The organism is Mesorhizobium sp. NPDC059025, from assembly GCF_042739655.1.
GTDB lineage: Bacteria > Pseudomonadota > Alphaproteobacteria > Rhizobiales > Rhizobiaceae > Mesorhizobium.
This window is the reverse complement of record NZ_JBHYIM010000002.1, coordinates 58,958-78,196: the sequence shown is the minus strand read 5'-3', so window position 1 is coordinate 78,196 and position 19,239 is coordinate 58,958. Positions and strand designations below refer to the sequence as shown.

Annotated in this window: 19 protein-coding genes; 12 read left to right on the top strand and 7 right to left on the bottom strand. The window is 61.1% G+C overall.

The genetic code is table 11. From position 1 onward, the window contains the following. Positions 1-19 precede the first annotated feature (19 nt). Complete coding sequence (gene speB / locus ACFWYE_RS04475) at positions 20-1,009, bottom strand: agmatinase (protein WP_379071882.1); 990 nt, start codon at positions 1,007-1,009, stop codon at positions 20-22. 332 nt (positions 1,010-1,341) lie between these two features. Here speB and ACFWYE_RS04470 point away from each other — a divergent pair, with 332 nt between their 5' ends. Continuing rightward, entirely contained in the window at positions 1,342-1,791 is a 450-nt protein-coding gene (locus ACFWYE_RS04470) for a universal stress protein (protein WP_379071879.1), read from the top strand. A 95-nt stretch (positions 1,792-1,886) separates the two neighbouring features. Then, the gene (locus ACFWYE_RS04465) at positions 1,887-2,144 is read left to right on the top strand and encodes a DUF1344 domain-containing protein (RefSeq protein ID WP_379071876.1); all 258 of its coding nucleotides are present in this window, start codon (positions 1,887-1,889) and stop codon (positions 2,142-2,144) included. Positions 2,145-2,389: 245 nt separating this feature from the next. Here the strand turns inward: ACFWYE_RS04465 and ACFWYE_RS04460 are convergent, their stop codons facing one another. After that, positions 2,390-2,878 carry a phasin family protein gene (locus tag ACFWYE_RS04460; RefSeq protein WP_379109861.1) on the bottom strand — a complete coding sequence of 163 codons (489 nt, stop codon included), beginning with the start codon at positions 2,876-2,878 and terminating at the stop codon, positions 2,390-2,392. A gap of 298 nt (positions 2,879-3,176) precedes the next feature. Between ACFWYE_RS04460 and ACFWYE_RS04455 the strand changes: the two genes are divergently transcribed. The 5 genes from ACFWYE_RS04455 (at position 3,177) to ACFWYE_RS04435 (ending at position 8,361) form a co-directional block, all read left to right on the top strand. Then, positions 3,177-4,475 carry a DUF445 domain-containing protein gene (locus ACFWYE_RS04455; protein ID WP_379109859.1) on the top strand — a complete coding sequence of 433 codons (1,299 nt, stop codon included), beginning with the start codon at positions 3,177-3,179 and terminating at the stop codon, positions 4,473-4,475. 63 nt (positions 4,476-4,538) lie between these two features. After that, positions 4,539-4,967: a phasin family protein gene (locus ACFWYE_RS04450; RefSeq protein WP_379071868.1), complete on the top strand. Its 429-nt coding sequence runs from the start codon at positions 4,539-4,541 to the stop codon at positions 4,965-4,967. Then, on the top strand, positions 4,968-5,339 hold the full coding sequence (locus ACFWYE_RS04445; protein WP_379109857.1) for a VOC family protein: 372 nt from the start codon (positions 4,968-4,970) through the stop codon (positions 5,337-5,339). A gap of 54 nt (positions 5,340-5,393) precedes the next feature. Continuing rightward, positions 5,394-6,656, top strand: coding sequence for an alpha-hydroxy-acid oxidizing protein (locus ACFWYE_RS04440; RefSeq protein WP_379109855.1), 1,263 nt, complete (start codon positions 5,394-5,396; stop codon positions 6,654-6,656). Between the two features lie 199 nt (positions 6,657-6,855). Next, the gene (locus tag ACFWYE_RS04435) at positions 6,856-8,361 is read left to right on the top strand and encodes a helicase HerA domain-containing protein (RefSeq protein ID WP_379109853.1); all 1,506 of its coding nucleotides are present in this window, start codon (positions 6,856-6,858) and stop codon (positions 8,359-8,361) included. Between the two features lie 33 nt (positions 8,362-8,394). On the opposite strand, the gene ACFWYE_RS04430 is transcribed toward ACFWYE_RS04435, so the two are convergent. Both ACFWYE_RS04430 and ACFWYE_RS04425 read right to left on the bottom strand, forming a co-directional pair. Continuing rightward, positions 8,395-9,171 (bottom strand): esterase/lipase family protein, encoded by a 777-nt coding sequence (locus ACFWYE_RS04430; protein ID WP_379109852.1) that lies wholly within the window; start codon positions 9,169-9,171, stop codon positions 8,395-8,397. A 100-nt stretch (positions 9,172-9,271) separates the two neighbouring features. Further along, positions 9,272-10,783: a wax ester/triacylglycerol synthase family O-acyltransferase gene (locus ACFWYE_RS04425; RefSeq protein ID WP_379109850.1), complete on the bottom strand. Its 1,512-nt coding sequence runs from the start codon at positions 10,781-10,783 to the stop codon at positions 9,272-9,274. A gap of 182 nt (positions 10,784-10,965) precedes the next feature. Here ACFWYE_RS04425 and ACFWYE_RS04420 point away from each other — a divergent pair, with 182 nt between their 5' ends. From ACFWYE_RS04420 to phaZ, 4 genes are all read left to right on the top strand, one after another. Next, complete coding sequence (locus ACFWYE_RS04420; RefSeq protein WP_379109848.1) at positions 10,966-12,663, top strand: long-chain-fatty-acid--CoA ligase; 1,698 nt, start codon at positions 10,966-10,968, stop codon at positions 12,661-12,663. Between the two features lie 67 nt (positions 12,664-12,730). After that, a complete protein-coding gene (locus ACFWYE_RS04415; RefSeq protein WP_379071850.1) occupies positions 12,731-13,216 on the top strand; it encodes a MaoC family dehydratase in 486 nt (161 codons plus the stop codon). Between the two features lie 3 nt (positions 13,217-13,219). Next, on the top strand, positions 13,220-14,974 hold the full coding sequence (locus ACFWYE_RS04410) for an alpha/beta fold hydrolase (RefSeq protein WP_379109846.1): 1,755 nt from the start codon (positions 13,220-13,222) through the stop codon (positions 14,972-14,974). 49 nt (positions 14,975-15,023) lie between these two features. Next, on the top strand, positions 15,024-15,854 hold the full coding sequence (gene phaZ / locus ACFWYE_RS04405) for a poly(3-hydroxyalkanoate) depolymerase (RefSeq protein WP_379109844.1): 831 nt from the start codon (positions 15,024-15,026) through the stop codon (positions 15,852-15,854). Between the two features lie 15 nt (positions 15,855-15,869). On the opposite strand, the gene ACFWYE_RS04400 is transcribed toward phaZ, so the two are convergent. Genes ACFWYE_RS04400 through ACFWYE_RS04390 form a run of 3 tightly spaced genes read right to left on the bottom strand, consistent with a single transcriptional unit; the run spans position 15,870 to position 18,302 of the window. Beyond that, complete coding sequence (locus tag ACFWYE_RS04400) at positions 15,870-16,910, bottom strand: zinc-dependent alcohol dehydrogenase family protein (protein ID WP_379071842.1); 1,041 nt, start codon at positions 16,908-16,910, stop codon at positions 15,870-15,872. Between the two features lie 46 nt (positions 16,911-16,956). Beyond that, positions 16,957-17,610 (bottom strand): maleylacetoacetate isomerase, encoded by a 654-nt coding sequence (gene maiA / locus ACFWYE_RS04395; RefSeq protein WP_379109842.1) that lies wholly within the window; start codon positions 17,608-17,610, stop codon positions 16,957-16,959. Then, a complete protein-coding gene (locus ACFWYE_RS04390; protein WP_379109840.1) occupies positions 17,607-18,302 on the bottom strand; it encodes a fumarylacetoacetate hydrolase family protein in 696 nt (231 codons plus the stop codon). Before ACFWYE_RS04390 ends, maiA begins: the two co-directional genes overlap by 4 nt. A 201-nt stretch (positions 18,303-18,503) precedes the next feature. Here ACFWYE_RS04390 and ACFWYE_RS04385 point away from each other — a divergent pair, with 201 nt between their 5' ends. Next, complete coding sequence (locus tag ACFWYE_RS04385) at positions 18,504-19,217, top strand: response regulator (RefSeq protein ID WP_379071834.1); 714 nt, start codon at positions 18,504-18,506, stop codon at positions 19,215-19,217. The last annotated feature ends 22 nt before the right edge of the window (positions 19,218-19,239 follow it).

The window sequence follows — 19,239 nt, the reverse complement described above, 5'->3', positions numbered from 1 at the left end:
GATCTTTCTGGCCGGGACGTCAGATGTCCTGACCGGTATGGGTCTGGTTGGTGTTTTCTTCGGCTCTCGCCTTTCGTTCCGCCAGCAGGCCAAGATAATGCATGGCGATGGTCGAGCCGGCGATGGCCGTTATATCGGCATGATCGTAGGCCGGCGCAACCTCCACGACATCGGCGCCGACCAGGTCGATCTGGCTGAGCAGCCGAAGCGTTGACAGTATCTTGGACGAGCTTGGACCCCCTGAAACAGGTGTACCGGTTCCGGGCGCAAAGGCAGGATCAAGGCAGTCGATGTCGAAAGTGAGGTAGGTCTTGCGGCCACCCGTGCGCTCGACAATGGCGTAAGCGATATCGGCGGCGCGCATCTCCTCGACTTCGTAGCCGTGCAGGATCTTGATGCCGAAGGTGTCCGGCGCGTGCGTGCGGATGCCGATCTGGATCGAACGATCTGGATCGATCAGGCCTTCCTTGACGGCGCGGCCGACGAACGAGCCATGGTCGATACGCTTGCCGTCATCCGGCCATGTGTCCTGATGTGCGTCGAATTGCACGAAGGCCAGCGGGCCGTGGACGGCGGCATGAGCCTTGAGCAGGGGGTAGGTGACGAAATGATCGCCGCCGAGCGAAAGCAGGAATGCACCGCTTTTCAGGATCTTGGCGGCTTCGCGTTCGATGATGCCAGGGGTCTTCTGATGGTTGCCGGTGTCCAGCAAGCAGTCGCCATAGTCGACCACGGCGAGGTGGTCGAAGAACTCCCGCGAGAACGGATATTGTGGATCATTGTCGAAGATGGCCGATGCACGCCGTATCGCCTGCGGGCCGAAACGCGCGCCGGGGCGGTTGGTGACGGCGGCATCGAACGGAATACCCCACACCACGGCATCCACACCCTTCACATCCTTGGTGTACTTGCGGCGCATGAACGACAAGGCACCGGCATAGGTCGGCTCATAAGAATGGCCGGTTTTGCCGCGGGCGGTAAAAGCGTGGTCGATGTTCTTGTTCGCCATCACATGTTCCTACGGTTGTTCGGGCAGCGACACATAACGGACCGTCAAGAGCTTTGCCAGTCACGAGACAGGAACGCTTGCGGCGCTTGCCATGCCGCCGCCCAGGAGCGGCTCGAGGCCAGACAAGTCCCACGCCTCGATTCGGCCAAGGGCTTGCGCGCCTGTCGGACGCTTCGATCACGGTTTCATTGCACGAACACGACAGGCGGTAACTACGCCCAATGGCGTGGATGCTCTCCTGGCCCATCCTGCCTTCGCGGCTGTCCGGTTGATCTTGGTCAACGCAAGCCCATTTTCTTTATGGGAGGTTTTACTGACCAATGGAGATTGCGATGTACAAGCATATTCTTGTTCCGACTGACGGTTCCGACCTGGCCGGCAAGGGGGTCAAGCAGGGGCTCGCTCTCGCCAAGGCCTTGGGTGCCAAGGTGACAGTAGTGACAGCGACGGAGCCGTTCCCGGTGTCCGGCTTTGCGCTCGGTGCCGGCTGGGTTCCATCCGGTGCGGACATGCAGGAGTTCAACGCCTCCCAGAAGGAGGATGCCGAGAAAATCCTGGCTGCCGTCAAGGCGGAAGCAACGAAGGCGGGGGTCGATGCCGATCTCGTCCATGTGCCTGACCAGCGTGCCGCCGATGCAATTTTGGAAGCAGCTAAGGCGCACAAGGCCGATCTTATCGTGATCGCATCGCACGGCCGGCGCGGCGTCGAGCGCGTGCTGCTCGGCAGCCAGACCGCCGAAGTGCTGGCGCACTCATCCATTCCAGTTCTCGTGGTGAAATAGGCCTCGGCCACCTTACCAATCCGTATGGTGGCGGCAATGTGCCCGTGAGATCGGGCCTTCAGGATGGCGGTGCCTCAACAAAAGGAGTTGCCCCCATGAGGAAGTACATTGCCGCTACCGCCATCGTGCTCGCATTTGCCGGCGTGAATGGCGCGGTCGCCAAGGACCTCAAGGCCACCGTGAAGAAGGTCGACGCGGTGACGAGCTCGGTGACGCTCGACAACGGTCAGACGGTCAAGCTGCCGGCAGGTGTCAAGGCTGCCAGCCTGAAGGCAGGCGACAAGGTGCTGGTCACCTATTCGACGGACGCCGCAGGCAAGACTACGGTGCAGAGCGTCAAGCCGTCGAAATAAGCAGCAGGGCGTCTACTTTCGGCGCCTCAAGCTGAAATTGTTATGGCAATTGCCGTGAACTGGCCGGGTCGATGACCCGGCCTTTTTGCTGGCCATAAATCCGAAAACCAAAAAGGCCCGCCGAAAAGCGGGCCTTGTTACGCGAACATCTTACTCGACACGCACTCGTACAGAAAATCAGAACCGTTTATGCGGGATCTCCGCGCGGATGGTTTTCAGTGCAGGCCGGTATGTTCGGCCTGGTGTCAGGCAGCCTTCTTGTCGAAGGTGTAGAGCTTGCCGATTTCGGCCTGAACGGTCTTGGCGCCTTCGACGACGGTGGTCTTGGCGGTCTCGGCGGCACCACGGACACGTTCGATGTTGGCCGAAGCGTTTTCACGCACGAAATCTGCCTGGATCTGGACTGCCTCGTTGAAGGACTGCGCACCAGCAATCTTCTCAACGGTGGTCAGGGTGTGCTGGACATTGGCCAGCGCCGCATCGAGCAGGCCGCGCGAGAAATTGGCATAGCCGGCAACGAAGGAAGCGGCGAACTTCTCGACACCGTCGGTCAACTTGGCAGCGCCACCGTGAACGGTCTCGGCGCGTTCCTTGGCGGTCGAGGCGCCACGCTTAACGAAATCGCGGGCGGCAGCAGGAACTTCAAGCTTCGACTGAACGCCATCGAAAACGTTCTTGATCGAGGAAAAATAGTTGGAAGCAGGCGCGGTGGTCTTTGCGGTCTTGGTGGTCATGGCGATTCTCCATCCTCATAAAGGAGCTATGGTTGCGCTCCGTTCAGGATCGACCCGGAGCATGGCGAGCATATAGGAGTGATATTTGTGCAATGCAACATAGATTTTTGTTGCGATGCAATAAATTCGCTAACCTATTGTCGTAAAAGCGTTTAAATTATCGCTGGCTAAGCGTTGCGGAGCCGATGCTGCGGCAGTTTGGCTCGGCCTGCGGTCGACGCGCCGCGGCAATCGGCATGCGTATTCCGAGTTTCCGATGTTAAGCTGATGTTTCCGGACACGCAGGAGCGGACCGTAGATGCCACAGCACGATGCCACCGCCAGAGGGTTCCTGGGCGCCGACAAGGATGCCGAGGCAAAGCTGGCCGCGCTACGGCGTACGAAATTTGTCGCGGCTGCAGCGCTTGCACTCTGCGTGGTGGTATTCGCCGTCTCGAAATCCTTCGAGGCGAGCTATCCTTGGCTGGCGTTCATTGCTGCTTTCGCCGAGGCTGCCACCATAGGCGGTCTGGCTGACTGGTATGCGGTGGTGGCACTGTTCAAGCGGCCGCTCGGCTTGCCGATCCCGCACACCGCGATCATTCCGGAGAACCAGACCCGTATCGCCGACAATCTCGGTCGTTTCATCGAGGTCAATTTCCTGGCGCCGGGCCCGGTTCGGGAAAAGCTGAACGAGGTCGACTTTGCCTCCCTGGTCGCCGATTGGCTGGCTGACGAAGAGCGTGCAGCCGGCCTGTCGCGATTTGTCGTGCGTCTGGTGCCGCAGACGCTCGGCGCCATCGAACAATCCGGCCTGCGTGGCTTTGTCACCCAACGCATGCTGGAACAGATGGAAAAAGTTCAGGTGGCTCCATTGGCGGCGGAACTGCTGGAGGCCTTCACCGAGGATCGTCGCCATCAGAAGCTGTTCGACGAATTCACCCGGGTCATCGGCCGCTTCCTCAATGACGAGCAGGCGCTGACCACCATGCGCGAGAAGATCCGCGAGGAATTGCCTTCGGTCTTCAATCTGTTTCGCGCCGATGCCTATCTTCTGAAGAAGATCGTGGCTTCTGCCGGATCGCTGCTGGAGGAGGTGAGGGCTGATCCCGATCACCCCATGCGCGAGGAGTTCGATCGTTTCGTCGTGAAGTTCATCGAACGGCTGCGGCAGTCGAAGGAATATGCCCGTCGTGCTGAACGACTGAAACGTGGTTTCCTGGCACGGCCCGAAATCCGCGAGCTGGCGCATGACATGTGGGACAGCCTGCGTCGTTTCATCGAGCAGGATGCCGCCGCCGAGAATTCGATGATCCGGCAACATCTGACCGGCATGTTCATCGAGGTAGGCCGGCATCTTGCGGGGGATCCGCAGATCAGAGCCGACATGAACCAGGGATTTGTCGTCGCCTTGGCCTCTTTCGTTGAAAGCCAGAAGAGCGGGGTTTCCAAATTCATCGCCGATCAGGTCAAGCGCTGGGATCTCGGGCAATTGACCCGCCTGATCGAGATGAACATCGGCCGCGACCTGCAATATATCCGTTTCAACGGCATGATCATCGGCGGTCTGGCCGGCTTGGTGCTTTACACAATGGAGCGGCTGTTTCTCGTCAATTGACGGTTGTGTTCCCTGGTCTATTCTCGCTCTTGCGGCAATGGCGCCAGCGAGGAGAAGACGACCATGGCAAAACAGCCCGAACCCGAATCCTTCATGGATATGTTCAGCAAGCTTGGCCGCGACCTGAAGATGCCGCAGGTGGATGTCGACGCCATCCTCAGCCACCATCGCAAGAATCTTGAAGCGCTGGAAAAGTCGGCAAGAGCAACGGCAACGGGTGCGTCATCGATCATGGCCAGACAGCGGGAAATCTTGCAGGACTCGCTGCGTGAAATCACCGAATTCGGCCAGAACTACCGTGCGCCCGGCAACCCGCAGGAGTTGATTGCCAAGCAGGCCGATTTCGCGCGCAAGTCCTTCGAGGCCGCGGTGAAGAACGCCGGCGAAGTGGCTGATATCGTCAAGAAGTCGGGCACGGAATCGGTCGATATCCTGCGGGCACGCATCAAGGATGCGATGGACGAAATCCGGCAGAGCTACGAGAAGAAATAGGTGGCCGCCGTCCGGTATTTTGTCGATGACGTTGATGCTTCGGTCTCCTTTTATACGAAGCACCTGGGGTTCGCCTTGCGACAGCAGTTCGGTCCCAACATGGCGATCCTTGATCGCGGCGATCTCACGCTGTGGCTGGCTGGACGCCAGGCTTCCGCTTCTCGGCCGATGCCGGACGGGATCGTTCCCGAGCCAGGTGGCTGGAACAGGTTCGTCCTCGAGGTGACGAATCTGCCTGCCTTTGTAAAAACCTTGCAGGACGACGGCGTGTCGTTTCGCAATACCATGGTTGAAGGTCCGGGCGGCCGGCAGATCCTGTGCCAGGACCCTTCGGGAAACGTGGTCGAATTGTTCGAAGCGGCAGGAAACTGATCTGCGGGGCGTTGTCGGCGCCCCAGCCCGCGAGAGAGTTGGTCGGAGAGAGGAATGACCGAAATACAGGCCGTCAATGCGCCCGGCCGCCTGCGCCAGATGCAGATTTATGTCACCGGCGCCGGCGGCAAGCGACCGACCGTCCCGGTCGCGCCGGATCAGCTGGAACAGGCGGCGATCCGCAAGATGACGCCGGAGGCGGCTGCCTACATTGTCGGTGGCGCTGGCAGCGAGGCGACGATGCGCGCCAACCGTAGCGCCTTCGAGCGTCATCGGATCGTGCCGCGGGTGTTGCGGGATGTTTCCCGGCGCGACCTTTCCGTCACATTGCTTGGCCGCCGCCACGTCGTACCGATCCTGCTCGATCCGGTCGGTGTGCTGGAGATGGTGCATCCCGAGGCCGATCTTGCTGTTGCCCGTGCTGCAGCTGCGGAAAATCTTGCCTACGTCTTCTCCAACCAGGCATCCGTTCCAATGGAACAATGCGCTGCGGCCATGGGCGATGCACCGCGCTGGTTTCAACTTTACTGGTCGAGCGACGATGATTTTGTCCGCTCCGTCGTTGCCCGAGCCGAGAAATGCGGCTGCGAAGCCATCGCCGTAACGCTCGACACCACACTGCTGGGGTGGCGTCCGCGCGATCTCGATGCTGCCTACCTGCCGTTCCTGCGCGGTTTGGGGCTCGGGCAATATCTGAGCGATCCTGTTTTCAAGTCCAGGATCCCGCCCAACCCTCCGGAAACCGGAGTGAAGCCACGTGGGTTCGATCTGATCTCGACCGCGCTCAGCCTGCGCCGCAAGGGCAAGCAGTTTGGCCTGTCGATGCAGCAGATGCGTGCTGCCGTTGCCCATTTCACCGCCACCTATTCGCGGCCGGACCTGAATTGGGCCGACATCAAGCGACTGCGCGGCATGACGAAGCTGCCGATCCTGCTCAAGGGTATCCGCCACGCCGACGACGCGCGGCTGGCGCGCGAGCATGGCGTCGATGGCATCATCGTTTCCAACCATGGTGGCCGCCAGGTCGACGGAGAAATCGCAACCCTGGATGCCTTGCCGGGTATCGTTTCCGCGGCCGGTGGCTTGCCCGTCCTGCTCGATTCCGGCATCCGTTCGGGCAGCGATGTCGCCAAGGCGCTGGCGCTCGGCGCAACGGCCACGCTCATCGGTCGGCCCTATGTCTACGGATTGGCGCTTGCCGGCGAAACAGGCGTACGCGAAGTCATCCGCAACATCGTCGCCGAATTCGACCTGACGCTCGCGCTGGCCGGGCTGACCAAGGCAGGTGATCTCGACGGCTCGATACTGGCGGGGTAGGGCACCTCTTCTGTGGGTTTCGCCAGTCGGCCACTGCATCCCGGCCGGCGAGATGCTAGACGTCGCCTCCAAATGTCTGGAGCGTGGCGCCGAAAAGTTGCAGACTTTTCGGACAAGAATCATACGCGCAACAAAAGATAGAGCGGGTTGCCGGTTCATCGTGATCGGGCTCCGCTCTGGAATTCGGCCGGGGTTTTGAATGAAGGTAGCCATCGAGATGGGGACGGCGTCTGGCGCGGCCGCCACGCTCGATCTTGAGGAGTTGCTGGCGACACGCTTGCTGGTGCAGGGCAATTCCGGATCCGGAAAATCGCATCTCCTGCGCCGTCTTCTCGAGCAGAGCGCGCCCTGGGTGCAGCAGGTGGTGATCGATCCCGAGGGTGATTTCGTCACGCTCGCCGACCGTTTTGGTCACGTCGTCGTCGACGCGCAGCGCACGGAGGCCGAACTCACCGGCATTGCCGGCCGCATTCGCCAGCACCGCGCCTCCGTCGTGCTCAATCTGGAGGGTCTCGACGTCGAACAGCAGATGCGTGGCGCCGCCGCGTTCCTGAACGGCATGTTCGATGCGGAGCGCGACTACTGGTATCCCGTCCTGGTGGTGGTGGACGAGGCGCAACTCTTTGCGCCGGCGGTAGCCGGTGAGGTTTCCGACGAAGCCCGCAAGGTCTCGCTCGGTGCCATGACCAATCTGATGTGCCGCGGCCGTAAGCGCGGCCTTGCCGGCGTCATCGCCACGCAGCGTCTGGCCAAGCTTGCCAAGAACGTGGCAGCGGAAGCCTCCAACTTCCTGATGGGCCGCACCTTCCTCGATATCGATATGGCGCGCGCTGCAGATCTGCTTGGCATGGAACGCCGCCAGGCGGAAATGTTCCGCGATCTGGCGCGCGGCAATTTCGTGGCACTTGGCCCGGCGATGTCGCGGCGGCCACTGCCGGTCGCCATCGGCACGGTCGAGACTTCGGCGCGTTCGGTCAGCCCGAAACTGACGCCGCTGCCGGAGGCGATCGAGGATGTCGAAAGCCTGATCCTGACGCCGAGCCCTGAGGAATTGCGGCAACCTGTGGTACGTCGCCCGCGTCCGCCAGCACCGACCCCGACCGCCGACATCCTGGAACAGCTGGCGCGCGCATTGCCCGAACAGGCCGCCGCCTCGGAACCGGCGCCGACCCTGTTCGACGAGGTCGAACGTGAGACACTGATCAAGGCGGTTCTGTCGGAAATAGTGGAAGATCCGGATGCTGCTTTTCGAGCAGATTCATTACTTTACCAGGATTTTCTGGTGCGGTGCCGCATCCGCCGCGTGCCAGGCGAACCGCTCGGCCTTTCCGTCTTTCGCCGACGGCTGGCCATCGCCAAGACCGGTATCGACGAGACGACCGCTGCAAGCGATGTCTGGCAACAGGCGCTGGCGCTATCCGCCGACGTTCCAGAAGATCTGCAGGCGGTATTCCTGATCGTTGCGCAGGCGGCTGTGACTGGATCGTCGTGCCCATCCGACGCTGCGCTGGCGCGGGCCTACGGCACCCAGTCGGCGCGGCGCGCACGGCGCCTGCTGTCCTTCTTCGAGGAGCGCGGCCTGGCAGTGCTGCGTACCGATTTTCATGGACGTCGTGTGGTGGCGTTCCCCGATCTCGGTTGCGAGACGGCGCCGGGCGATCCCAATCGACTGGACGACGTGCCGGAACAGCAGGCGGCTGAGTAGCAAGCCTGCGTCCGGTGCCAGGTGTGACTGATCCTAATCCCGTTTCGGATTCGGAAAAAACAGGCTCTTGAAGCCGCTGCGGTCGAACGGCTTCCACTCGCCTTCGCGCTGAGCCAGGCGGTCGGCAATTGCGTAGACAGCCGCCGGATGGTGACCGAGGCCGCAATGGCTCGCCTCTACTTCGATGCTCTCGGTGTGCGGCAGTTCGTTTTCCATGCAGGCCTGCCAGGCGCAGATGCCATCCGTGCGGCTGTAGATCGCTGTTGTCGGTACCGTGGGCGATTCCGAAATCGCACCACCCATATGGCCCTCGCGATCGTCGACCTTGTGCCCGGAGGTGAATTCGTAGAGTTTCCAGGCGTTGGTTGCCCGCGGGTCGCCGTTGAACGGGCTGCCCAACGTGATCACCAGGCGCACTTCGTCGGGCAGCATCTTGGCGAGTTGCCGCGCATAGATACCGCCAAGGCTCCAGCCGACAAGGCTGACCTTGCGACCGTGCGTGTCGGCCAGCGCCTTGAGGCGGTCGATCATCTTGCGTTCGACGCCGGGTAAAGGACCGTAGTTGCGGCCGAGATCCCAGCCATAGCTGGCATAGCCCTTTGACTTCAGGAAGCCGCGCAGCGCCACCGTGGAACGATCGCTGGTGACAAGGCCAGGCAAGACCAGCACGGGATGACCGTCACCGCGTGGCGCCAGTGCGGTCAGCAGTGGCAGCGAAGCGACGAAACCGCCGAGTTCGGGCAATGCCCTGAGTTCCAGCGCGAACAACAATCGCGAAGGCGGTTTCAGCGTATCAGCGTGGGCCATCATGGCTCCTGTCGGTTGATTCCGGCTGCACTCAACGCAGACTATGCCGCCTTTGTTCACAAAACTGCAATATTGCGCACGGTTTCCGCTGCGGAACCAAGGTTCACTGCTTTGCAGGCGACGGCATGAGGTTTTCGGCTGCGGCTTTGAGTTCAGCCATGGCCGTGACCAGCAGATCGCCGAGATGGTCGATGTCGGGTACCGCACGGCGGTCGGCGGTGATGCCGAAATCGAGCCGGTCCTGGTAGCTCTGCACAGTGATGTTAAGGGCAATGCCATGGATCGGGATCGAAACGGGGAACATCGCCAGCACTTTGGCACCGGCGCAGAAAACCGGTATCGGTGGCCCGGGAACATTCGAGATGGTCAGATTGGTGGTCGACGGCATCACATCGGCCAGACCCGTGCGCCCATAAAGCTGCGCGAGCCCGGGAAACAGGATCGGCGCGCCGAGCAGCGTGTAATCCTTCGGTGAAACGTCTTTCACCGTTCCGGCCAGGGTCTTGGAATCGCCGCTGTTTTTGCGGATAGCCTTCAATCGTTCCAGCGGATCGGCGAGCTCCGTCGCAATCGGACAGAACATGCCGAAGACCTGATTGGAAGCGTCCATGTCGCCGGGCTGACGCAGGGAAATCGGCACGAAGGCCACCAGCGGTTTCCTTGGCAGCGCTTCATGGTCTTCGAGATAGGTGCGGAGCGCCCCGGCACTCACTGCCATCACCACATCGTTGATCTTGGTGCCGGTTGCCTTGGCGATCATTTTGGCGTCGCCGAGCGACAAGGCGCGGGCGGCGAAAGACCGCTGTGCCGTGATGGTGACGTTGAACGGTGTCTTCGGAGCCAACAGATCAGGAATGCCGGGCAGGCCGCCACCATTGCCTTCGCTGCTGCTGCTTTTGGCGATGAGCAGATCCGTCAGCGTACCGAGCACCTGTGGCACGGCTTCCAGCGCCTTCAGCTGTTGGCGCACCACATTCTGCACCACATCGTTGATGCCGATGATGGCGCGTTCCTCGATCGTCGGTTTGCGCATGGCCGGCTTTGGCTCCGGCGGCTTCACCTTTCGCGGCTGGGGCGACAGGTCGTAGAGTGCTGCTGCGATTGCCATGCCCGCGCCGCCGTCGATGGCGGCATGGTGCATCTTGGAATAGATGGCGACATTGCCGTCGTCGAGCCCGTCGATGACGGTGAACTGCCAAAGCGGTCGCGAGCGGTCGAGCAGGGTCGAGTGCAGTTCGCCGACCATGTCCTCGAGCTGCTTCCAACTGCCGGGCGCCGCCAGCGTCGCGCGACGCAGATGATAGGCGATGTCGATCTCGCCTGCATCGACCCAGGCCGGATGGTCGAGTTCGAGCACTGTGCGGGCAAGCTTCTTTTCGAAGATCGGCGCGAGATGCATGCGGCTGAGGAAGAAGTCCTTGAAGTGGTCGTAGAAGGAGCCTGAAAGATCGGCCGGCGGCTCATAGAGCGTCAGGCCGGCGACATGCATCGGTGTTTCCGGCGTCTCCATGTAGAGAAAGGTGGCATCGATGCCGCCAAGCTGCTTCATGCGTCCCTCCTGGCCAATTGTATCGGTGGAGAGCCGCCCGGCCACGCGGCCTCTTTCTTCGATCATTTGCCGGATCGTTGTCAAAGGCAAGCTGCCGCACCGTAACGGAGCTTGCGAGAAGTTTCGTATATCACCTGCATCCATTGCCGCTGGGTAATCACTGTGAGCCGCCTAAGACGCAGGCTGCGGCTTCCCAAGCCTTTTCCACGCGTCTAGATTGCGGGAAACGCGGTCCAGGGGAGGAGCGCATGGAGCGTATCTGGGTAAGGAATTACCCGGCCGGCGTGCCGGCTGAGGTCAACATCAACCAGTATTCGTCTGTCGTTGCGCTGTTCGAGGAGAGCTTCGCAAAATACAGGAACGAAAAGGCCTATGTCTTCATGGACAAGGCCCTGACCTTTGGCGAGGTCGACAGGCTTTCGCGTGATTTCGCTGCCTATCTGCAGGGGCTCGGGCTGAAGCGTGGCGACCGTGTCGCCATCATGATGCCGAATGTACTGCAATACCCTATCGCCGTTGCCGCAGTCATGCGTGCCGGTTTCATCGTGGTGAATGTCAATCCGCTCTACACGCCGCGCGAACTGGAGCACCAGCTCAACGATTCCGGCGCACAGGCGATCATCATCCTGGAGAATTTCGCGGCGACGCTGCAGGAGGTCATCCGCAGCACGCTGGTCAAACATGTCGTTCTGGCCAGCGTCGGCGACCTTCTGGGCTTCCCGAAGGGCATTGTCGTCAACCTGGTGCTGCGCAGGGTCAAGAAGGCGATACCGTCCTTTTCGTTGCCGGGAGCTGTGCGCTTCAATACCGCGCTGGCAGCAGGCAGGGGCAAGAAGCTCGATCGGCCGGAAATCGGACCGAACGATCCTGCGGTGCTGCAATACACCGGTGGCACCACCGGCGTTTCCAAAGGCGCGACATTGCTCCACAGCACCATCATCGCCAATCTGCTGGCCTCGGAAGCGTGGACGCAGCCGGGCCTCAAGCGCAGGCCGATCAGCGGACAGCTCACTTTCATAACCGCGCTGCCGCTCTATCACGTCTACGCCTTCATAACCTGCGGCCTGCTCGCCATGCGCACTGGCGGTGTCAACGTGCTGATCCCCAATCCGCGCGACATTCCGGCGATGATAAAGGAAGTTGCGAAGTACAAGTTTCATGTGATGCCGGGCGTCAACACGCTGTTCAACGCGCTCGCCAACAACCCGGCATTCGCCAAGCTGGATTTTTCGCAGTTCCGCATCGCCAATGGTGGCGGCATGGCCGTGCAGGAAGCGGTGGCCAGGAAATGGCTGGAGGTGACCGGCTGTCCGATCGTCGAGGGTTATGGGCTTTCTGAAACCTCTTCCGGCATTGCCTGCAATCCTACCGATAACGATGCCTACACCGGCACGATCGGCCTGCCTCTGCCGAATGTCGAAATCAGGCTGCTCGACGATGACGGCAATGATGTGCCGCACGGCCAGCCTGGCGAGATCGCCATTCGCGGGCCGCAGGTCATGGCCGGCTATTGGAATCGGCCCGACGAGACCGAGAAGGTGATGACGCCGGACGGTTTCTTCAAATCCGGCGATATCGGCATCATGGATGACAACGGCTATGTGAAGATCGTTGACCGCAAGAAGGACATGATCCTGGTTTCCGGCTTCAACGTCTATCCGAACGAAGTCGAGGCGGTTGCCGTCCTGCATCCGGGCGTTCTGGAGGCCGCCGTTGTCGGCGTTCCGGACAAGAATTCCGGCGAAGCTGTGATGATGTTCGTGGTGCGGAAGGATCCGGCCCTCAGCAAGGAAGTGCTGGCGGAGTTCTGCGTCAAGCATCTGACTGGCTACAAGAAGCCGAAATATATCGAGTTCAGGAACGATCTGCCGCGGACCAATGTCGGCAAGATCCTGCGGCGCGAGCTGCGCGACGAGGTGATCAGGGAGATGGCGGCGCCACGATGAGTCCTGAATTGACAGGGCAGCGCGTTCATGGTCGGACGGGGCAGCTGAAACAATCAGGAATGATGGAATGAGCAAGACACCTCCGACCTACGAACAGCTCCGGGCCATGACCGGGCAGGAGCTCGGTTTTTCCGACTGGGTAGAGGTCGATCAGACGCGTATCGATCAGTTCGCCGATTGCACCGAGGATCGGCAGTGGATCCATACCGATCCGGAGCGCGCAAAGAAGGAGAGCCCGTTCCGCACGACGATCGCGCACGGCTATCTCAGCCTGTCGCTTATCGGCGGTCTCAGCCAGCAGATGAATGTGGTGCCCGAAAACACCCAGGCTGTCTTCAACTATGGCCTGGACAAGGTGCGCTTCCTGGCTCCGGTCAGGGTGGGTACTCGGGTCAGGCTGCGAGCCTCGTTGATCTCGGTGGAGGACAAGGCCCCGGGGCAGTACCTGATGAAATTCGCCAATACGATCGAGATCGAGGGCGAGGAGAAACCGGCGCTGATGGCCGAAACGCTGGCCATGTTCTACGAGCGGCGGAGAAAAGCGGGAGGATAATTCATGGCGAAGGCGCCGGCGAAGGACAGCAAGGACGGCGAGAAGCGCAGCGGTGAGGAGAGGGCGAGGGACACGCGCCCGCTTGCCGAGCAGATCGCCGACGAGGCGGCCGAAAACACGCTGGCGCTCAATCCGCTCGTCGGCCTGCGTACGCAGGACATCGCCGCTGCAACCGGCTCCGTGCTGAAGGCGCTGGCAAGCCACCCCCAGGCACTGGCCGAACAATGGCTCGCCTTCGCCAGCGAGTTCGGCAAGATCGTCACCGGCCAGTCCGAGATCGCTGCCGATCCCAAGGATCGTCGCTTCGCCGATCCGGCCTGGAAATCGAGCAGCCTGCACAAGGCGGTGATGCAGTCCTATGTCGCCTGGAGCAAGTCGGTGACCGAGCTGGTCGCCAAGACCGACCTGCCCGAGAAGGATGCGGCGCGTGCGCGGCTGATCACGTCCATCTTCGTCGACACGATGGCGCCTTCCAACAACCCGGCCCTGAACCCGACTGCCATCAAGACTTTGGTGGACACCGGGGGCAAAAGCGCGGTCAACGGACTGAAGAATTTCCTCGATGACATGACGCGCAATGGCGGCCTGCCGTCCTCGGTCGACGCTTCCAAGTTCAAGGTCGGCGAGAATCTAGCCAACAGCCCGGGCACGGTCGTGTTCAGGAACGAGGTGCTCGAGCTCGTCCACTATACAGCGACGACTGAAAAGATCTATCAGCGGCCATTGCTGGTCGTGCCGCCACAGATCAACAAGTACTATTCGGTCGATCTTTCGCCTGACAAGAGCATGATCAAGTTCCTGCTCAGCCACGGCATCCAGCCCTACTGCGTTTCGTGGCGCAACCCGACGCCGGAGCAACGCGACTGGGGCCTCGATACCTATATCGCGGCACTCGACGAGGCTTGCGATGCCGCGCGCGAGATCACCGGCTCCGATACCGTCAACATCATGGGCTCCTGCTCGGGGGGCATCACCCTGTCGACCTATGTCGCCTGGCTCGCCGCGCAGAAGAAGGAGAAGGTCAACGCCGTCATCCTGGCAGTCTGCGTGCTCAACACCCAGGCCGATACGGATTCCGATTTCGCGGCCTTGGTGACGCCAGAGACGATCATGGCTGCCAAGCAGATGTCGAAGGCGAGGGGCATCCTCGATGGCCACGAAATGGCAAAGATGTTTGCCTGGATGCGGCCGAACGACCTGATCTGGAACTATTGGGTCAACAACTATCTGCTCGGCAACGCGCCACCGGCCTTCGACGTGCTCTACTGGAACGCCGACACCACCCGCCTGCCGGCCAGGCTGCACGGCGATTTCCTGGACCTTATCTTCACCAACCCATTCATGAATCCGGGCAAGATGTCGATCCATGGCGTGCCCATCGACATGGGCAAGGTGAAACACGACACCTATGTCATCGGCGGCACAACCGACCACATCACGCCATGGAAGGCCGTCTACCAGACCGCGCGTCTTTATGGTGACAACACCACTTTCATCCTCTCCAATTCCGGCCATCTCCAAAGCCTGCTCAACCCGCCCGGCAATCCGAAGGCCTGGTACGTGAAGGGCAAGACCAAGGAAAAGGACGCTGATGCCTGGACGGCAAAGGCTGAAAAGCACGAAGGCAGCTGGTGGCTCGACTGGGCAGCATATCTCAAGGAACGTTCCGGCGACGAGATCACTGCGCCGACGACCCCGGGCAGTGCCAGACACAAGCCGATTGGAGCGGCACCGGGCACCTACGTGTTCGAGCCGTGATCGCCACGAACATTGTAAAAAACCATTGAAATGAACGGGGGCGGACTGAATGGCGATGGCTGCAGGCAAGGCCAAGGCGGACGGCGCGATGGACATCAAGATGTTCGATGTCGACGGGCAGCTGCTGCGCGTTGGTATCCGTCACGGCAGTTCCAGCCGCCCGCCATTGATGATGTTCAACGGCATCGGTGCCAATCTGGAGCTGGCGGCACCTTTCATGGCAGCGCTGGAGGACACCACCGGCATCATCTTCGACGTGCCGGGCGTTGGTGGTTCGCCCAATCCGATCTTTCCCTATCGTCCTTCGACGCTGGCTCGGCTCGGGAAACGCCTTGGCGAAATCCTTGGCCATGACCGGCTGGATATTTCCGGCGTCTCGTGGGGCGGCGGGCTCGCCCAGCAGTTCGCCTTCCAGTATCCTTCGGTATGCCGCAAGCTGATCCTCGCGGCCACTGCACCTGGGATCACCATGGTGCCTGGCGCTCCCAACGTGCTTTCAAAGATGGCAAGCCCGCGCCGCTATATCGACCCCGGCTACATGCGTTCGATCGCGGCGGATATCTATGGCGGCGATTTCCGCAAGGACCCGACACTGATCAACCGTCACGCATCGGCCATGAAGGGTGCCTCGCAATACGGCTACTTCCTGCAGCTCTTCGCGATGAGCGGCTGGACCAGCCTGCCCTGGCTGTGGATGCTGCGCCAACCGACCTTGATCATGGCCGGCACCGACGACCCACTGGTGCCGGTGATCAATGCCAGGATGCTCAACACCATGATCGCCCGCTCGCGGCTCGAGCTGCTCGACGACGGTCATCTGTTCCTGGTCACCAAGCCGAAGCAGTCGGCTCAGATGATCGAGGCCTTCCTGAGGGAATGACTTTGCCTGCCTGCACTAGAACCGCGTCACCACGCCGATGCCGGTTCCTTCGAAATTGCCCATGGCCATCAGCGCAGCCGGCGCTTCGTCGAGGCTGTAGGTCTTGCCGATCAGCAGATCGGGCCGCAGCTTGCCTGTCTTGATCATTTCCATCATCGCGCCGTAGCGAAATGCCTGCATGCCGTGGCTGCCGCGGATTTCGAGTTCATGGGCAATGATCTTGGCCATCGGAACGGCCGCCTTGGCATGATCGCCAAGCATCAAGCCGACTTGCACATGCCGGCCACGGCGGCGCAAATTGGAGATCGAGTTGTAGGATGTAGTCGGATGGCCGAGTGCATCCATCGACATGTGGGCGCCACCGTTGGTGATCTGCTTCACCGCCTTCACCACGTTGGACGTTTCCGACGCGTTGATCGTGGCGACGGCTCCCAGTTTCCTTGCCAGCTCGAGTTTCTCGGTGGTGAGGTCGATCGCCACGACGTTGGCGCCCATGGCATTGGCGATCATGACGGCTGACAGGCCGACGCCGCCGCAGCCATGCACGGCCACCCACTCGCCGGGCGTGACACGGCCCTGATCGACGACGGCACGAAAGGACGTCACGAACCGGCAGCCAAGGCTGGCGGCGGTGGCGAAATCCATTTCTTCTGGGATGGCTACCAGATTGGTGTCGGCGTGGTCGATGGCGACATACTCGGCATAGGAGCCCCAGGCCGAAAAGCCCGGCTGGAACTGGTGTTCACAGACCTGGTGATTGCCGGAGGCGCATTCGAAGCAATGTCCGCAGGCTGCCACGAACGGCACGGTGACGCGTGCACCAGCCTTCCAGTTATGCACCTGGCGGCCCGCGGCCACGACGATGCCGGCAAGTTCATGGCCCGGCACATGCGGCAGGCGGATGTCGGGATCATGTCCCATCCAGCCGTGCCAGTCGCTGCGACAGAGCCCGGTCGCGGCGACCTTGATCACCACGCCGTCGGGCGAGGGAACGGGATCCGGTACCGTTCGGATCACCGGTGTTTCTCCGAATTTTTCGAACACGACGGCCTTCATCGGCATTCTCCGTTCAAAGTCTTTTTCTTGGGCAATGCAGGGCGCGCTAGCGCTCCGCGTCGGGCTGGTTCTGTGGCGCAGCCTTCTGGAACGCAGGCAATTCCATGCAGGTGGCGTTGATACGAGAGATGACCGGATAAGGGCTCATGTCGACGCCGAAACGCGCGTTGTTGGCGACTTGAGCGACGAGGCAGATATCGGCCAGGCTCGGCATTTCACCGTGACAGAATGTTCCTGTTTGTGGTGACGAAGACAGCATCTTTTCAAGAGGTTGGAAGCCTTCATTGACCCAATGTCGGAACCAGTTGACGACGTCCTCGTCGCCAGCGCCGAAAACTGTGCGGAGGCTGGTCAGTACACGCAGGTTGTTCACCGGATGGATGTCGCATGCGATCATCTGGGAGAGCATGCGTACCCGGGCGCGACCGGCTGCTTCCTTGGGGAGCAGTGCCGGCTCCGGTCGGATCTCGTCCAGGAATTCGATGATAGCGAGCGATTGGGTGAGCAAGGTGCCGTCCTCCCAGATCAACGCCGGAACCAGCCCCTGCGGATTGACCGAGAGATAGGCTGGTTCGAGATGCTCGCCGTGGCGCAGGTGGTGCGGCACATAGGTATAGGCGATACCTTTCATCTCGAGCGCGATGCGGACGCGATAGGAGGTCGAGGAGCGATAGTAGTTGTGCAGGACGATTTCACTCATCGTGGTTGCCCTATGGTGAGTTCGATCGAGCCAATGCCGTCGACGCCGCCGCTAACGCGGTCACCGGCGACGAGCGGACCGACACCGGCCGGCGTTCCGGTGAAAATGAGATCGCCGGGCGCGAGTTCCACCGCTTCGCTGCAGATCGCCACGATGTCGGCGATCGGCCAGATCAGTTCCTCGAGATCGCCTTCCTGCCTGATCGCGCCGTTCACCGAGAGCCAGATCCGGCCCTTCTGGGGATGACTGGACTGCGCGGCCGGCACCAGCGGCCCGCAGGGTGCCGAGAGGTCGAAAGCTTTGGCCCAATCCCATGGCCTTGCGGCCTTCTTCGCTTCGTCCTGCAAGTCCCGGCGCGTCAGGTCGATGCCGACGCCATAGCCCCAGATATGATCCAGGGCCTGGGCTGCCGGGATGCGGAAACCACCCTTGCCGATGGCGGCTACCAGCTCGATCTCATGGTGCAGGTTCTTCGTCAGGGCAGGATAAGGGATCGTCTGCCCCGAATCGACCACGGCATCGGCAGGTTTGGTGAAGAAGAACGGCGGATCGCGCTCGTCATTTCCGAGCTCGCGTGCATGAGCGGCATAGTTGCGGCCGACGCAAAAGATGCGCCGCACCGGGAAACGCTCGGAAGAGCCGGCGATGGCGACCGACGGTGTTGATGGTGCCGCCAAGGCAAACGCGCTCATGTCTTATCCTTCCTTGCCGTCCCCGGCATCTCGATCGCGCGCACATTCAATTGTTTTGGATCGAGGGGCAAGGCATCACATTTTGCAAACCGAGTGCCTGCTGCGATCAACAATTGATTGTTTCTGGCAGACTGGCACGATGGCCTTGCCAATGTACTATTGGCTAATGAACGGATTGTCGGGGCAGGCGTATGTTGCCTCATGACGACCGAGATCGGGGCAAGTGCGGCCATGAGTGCAGCGAGCGAAGTCGCAAGATTTCTGATTATCGACGATCACCCGCTCTTTCGGGAGGCTCTGCACAGTGCCGTGCGCATGGCCTATCCCGAGGTCGATACCGTTGAGGCCCGTTCGATCGGCGAGGCGGTCGAATTGTTGACTGAGGTGCGGCCGTTCGACCTGGCGTTGCTCGACCTTTCCATGCCGGACGTCCACGGCTTTGAGGGGCTGCTGCAATTGCGTACGCGTTATCCTCATCTGCCGGTCGTGATCGTCTCCGGCTATGAGGATCCCAAGATCATTTCCGAGGCCCTGTCCTATGGCGCCGCCGGCTTCATCCCGAAATCGGTGCGCAAGGACGATCTCGCGGCAGCCATCCGCTCCGTCATGGAGGGCGCGATCTATGTGCCTGACACATACACGGCCGAACAGCCCGACACGGAAAGCAGCGATCGCGCCGACATGGTGCAGCGGCTGTCCCGCCTGACACCGCAGCAGTTGCGGGTTCTGCAGATGCTGCGCCAGGGCATGCTGAACAAGCAGATTGCGTATGAACTGCAGGTCGGCGAGACGACGGTAAAGGCGCATGTCTCGGAAATCCTGCGCAAGCTCAACGTCTACAGCCGCACGCAGGCGGTGATCGAGGTGTCGAAACTCGACAATGCCGAGTTATTCCGGGATCAGCAGGGATTTTGAAGCGGTCGGCAATAGCCAGTCG

Bases quoted from the DNA above. Each gene is read 5' to 3' on its own strand.
- speB (WP_379071882.1), bottom strand. From the start codon at position 1,009: ATGGCGAACAAGAACATCGACCACGCTTTTACCGCCCGCGGCAAAACC.
- ACFWYE_RS04470 (WP_379071879.1), top strand. From the start codon at position 1,342: ATGTACAAGCATATTCTTGTTCCGACTGACGGTTCCGACCTGGCCGGC.
- ACFWYE_RS04465 (WP_379071876.1), top strand. From the start codon at position 1,887: ATGAGGAAGTACATTGCCGCTACCGCCATCGTGCTCGCATTTGCCGGC.
- ACFWYE_RS04460 (WP_379109861.1), bottom strand. From the start codon at position 2,878: ATGACCACCAAGACCGCAAAGACCACCGCGCCTGCTTCCAACTATTTT.
- ACFWYE_RS04455 (WP_379109859.1), top strand. From the start codon at position 3,177: ATGCCACAGCACGATGCCACCGCCAGAGGGTTCCTGGGCGCCGACAAG.
- ACFWYE_RS04450 (WP_379071868.1), top strand. From the start codon at position 4,539: ATGGCAAAACAGCCCGAACCCGAATCCTTCATGGATATGTTCAGCAAG.
- ACFWYE_RS04440 (WP_379109855.1), top strand. From the start codon at position 5,394: ATGACCGAAATACAGGCCGTCAATGCGCCCGGCCGCCTGCGCCAGATG.
- ACFWYE_RS04435 (WP_379109853.1), top strand. From the start codon at position 6,856: ATGAAGGTAGCCATCGAGATGGGGACGGCGTCTGGCGCGGCCGCCACG.
- ACFWYE_RS04430 (WP_379109852.1), bottom strand. From the start codon at position 9,171: ATGATGGCCCACGCTGATACGCTGAAACCGCCTTCGCGATTGTTGTTC.
- ACFWYE_RS04425 (WP_379109850.1), bottom strand. From the start codon at position 10,783: ATGATCGAAGAAAGAGGCCGCGTGGCCGGGCGGCTCTCCACCGATACA.
- ACFWYE_RS04420 (WP_379109848.1), top strand. From the start codon at position 10,966: ATGGAGCGTATCTGGGTAAGGAATTACCCGGCCGGCGTGCCGGCTGAG.
- ACFWYE_RS04415 (WP_379071850.1), top strand. From the start codon at position 12,731: ATGAGCAAGACACCTCCGACCTACGAACAGCTCCGGGCCATGACCGGG.
- ACFWYE_RS04410 (WP_379109846.1), top strand. From the start codon at position 13,220: ATGGCGAAGGCGCCGGCGAAGGACAGCAAGGACGGCGAGAAGCGCAGC.
- phaZ (WP_379109844.1), top strand. From the start codon at position 15,024: ATGGCGATGGCTGCAGGCAAGGCCAAGGCGGACGGCGCGATGGACATC.
- ACFWYE_RS04400 (WP_379071842.1), bottom strand. From the start codon at position 16,910: ATGAAGGCCGTCGTGTTCGAAAAATTCGGAGAAACACCGGTGATCCGA.
- maiA (WP_379109842.1), bottom strand. From the start codon at position 17,610: ATGAGTGAAATCGTCCTGCACAACTACTATCGCTCCTCGACCTCCTAT.
- ACFWYE_RS04390 (WP_379109840.1), bottom strand. From the start codon at position 18,302: ATGAGCGCGTTTGCCTTGGCGGCACCATCAACACCGTCGGTCGCCATC.
- ACFWYE_RS04385 (WP_379071834.1), top strand. From the start codon at position 18,504: ATGACGACCGAGATCGGGGCAAGTGCGGCCATGAGTGCAGCGAGCGAA.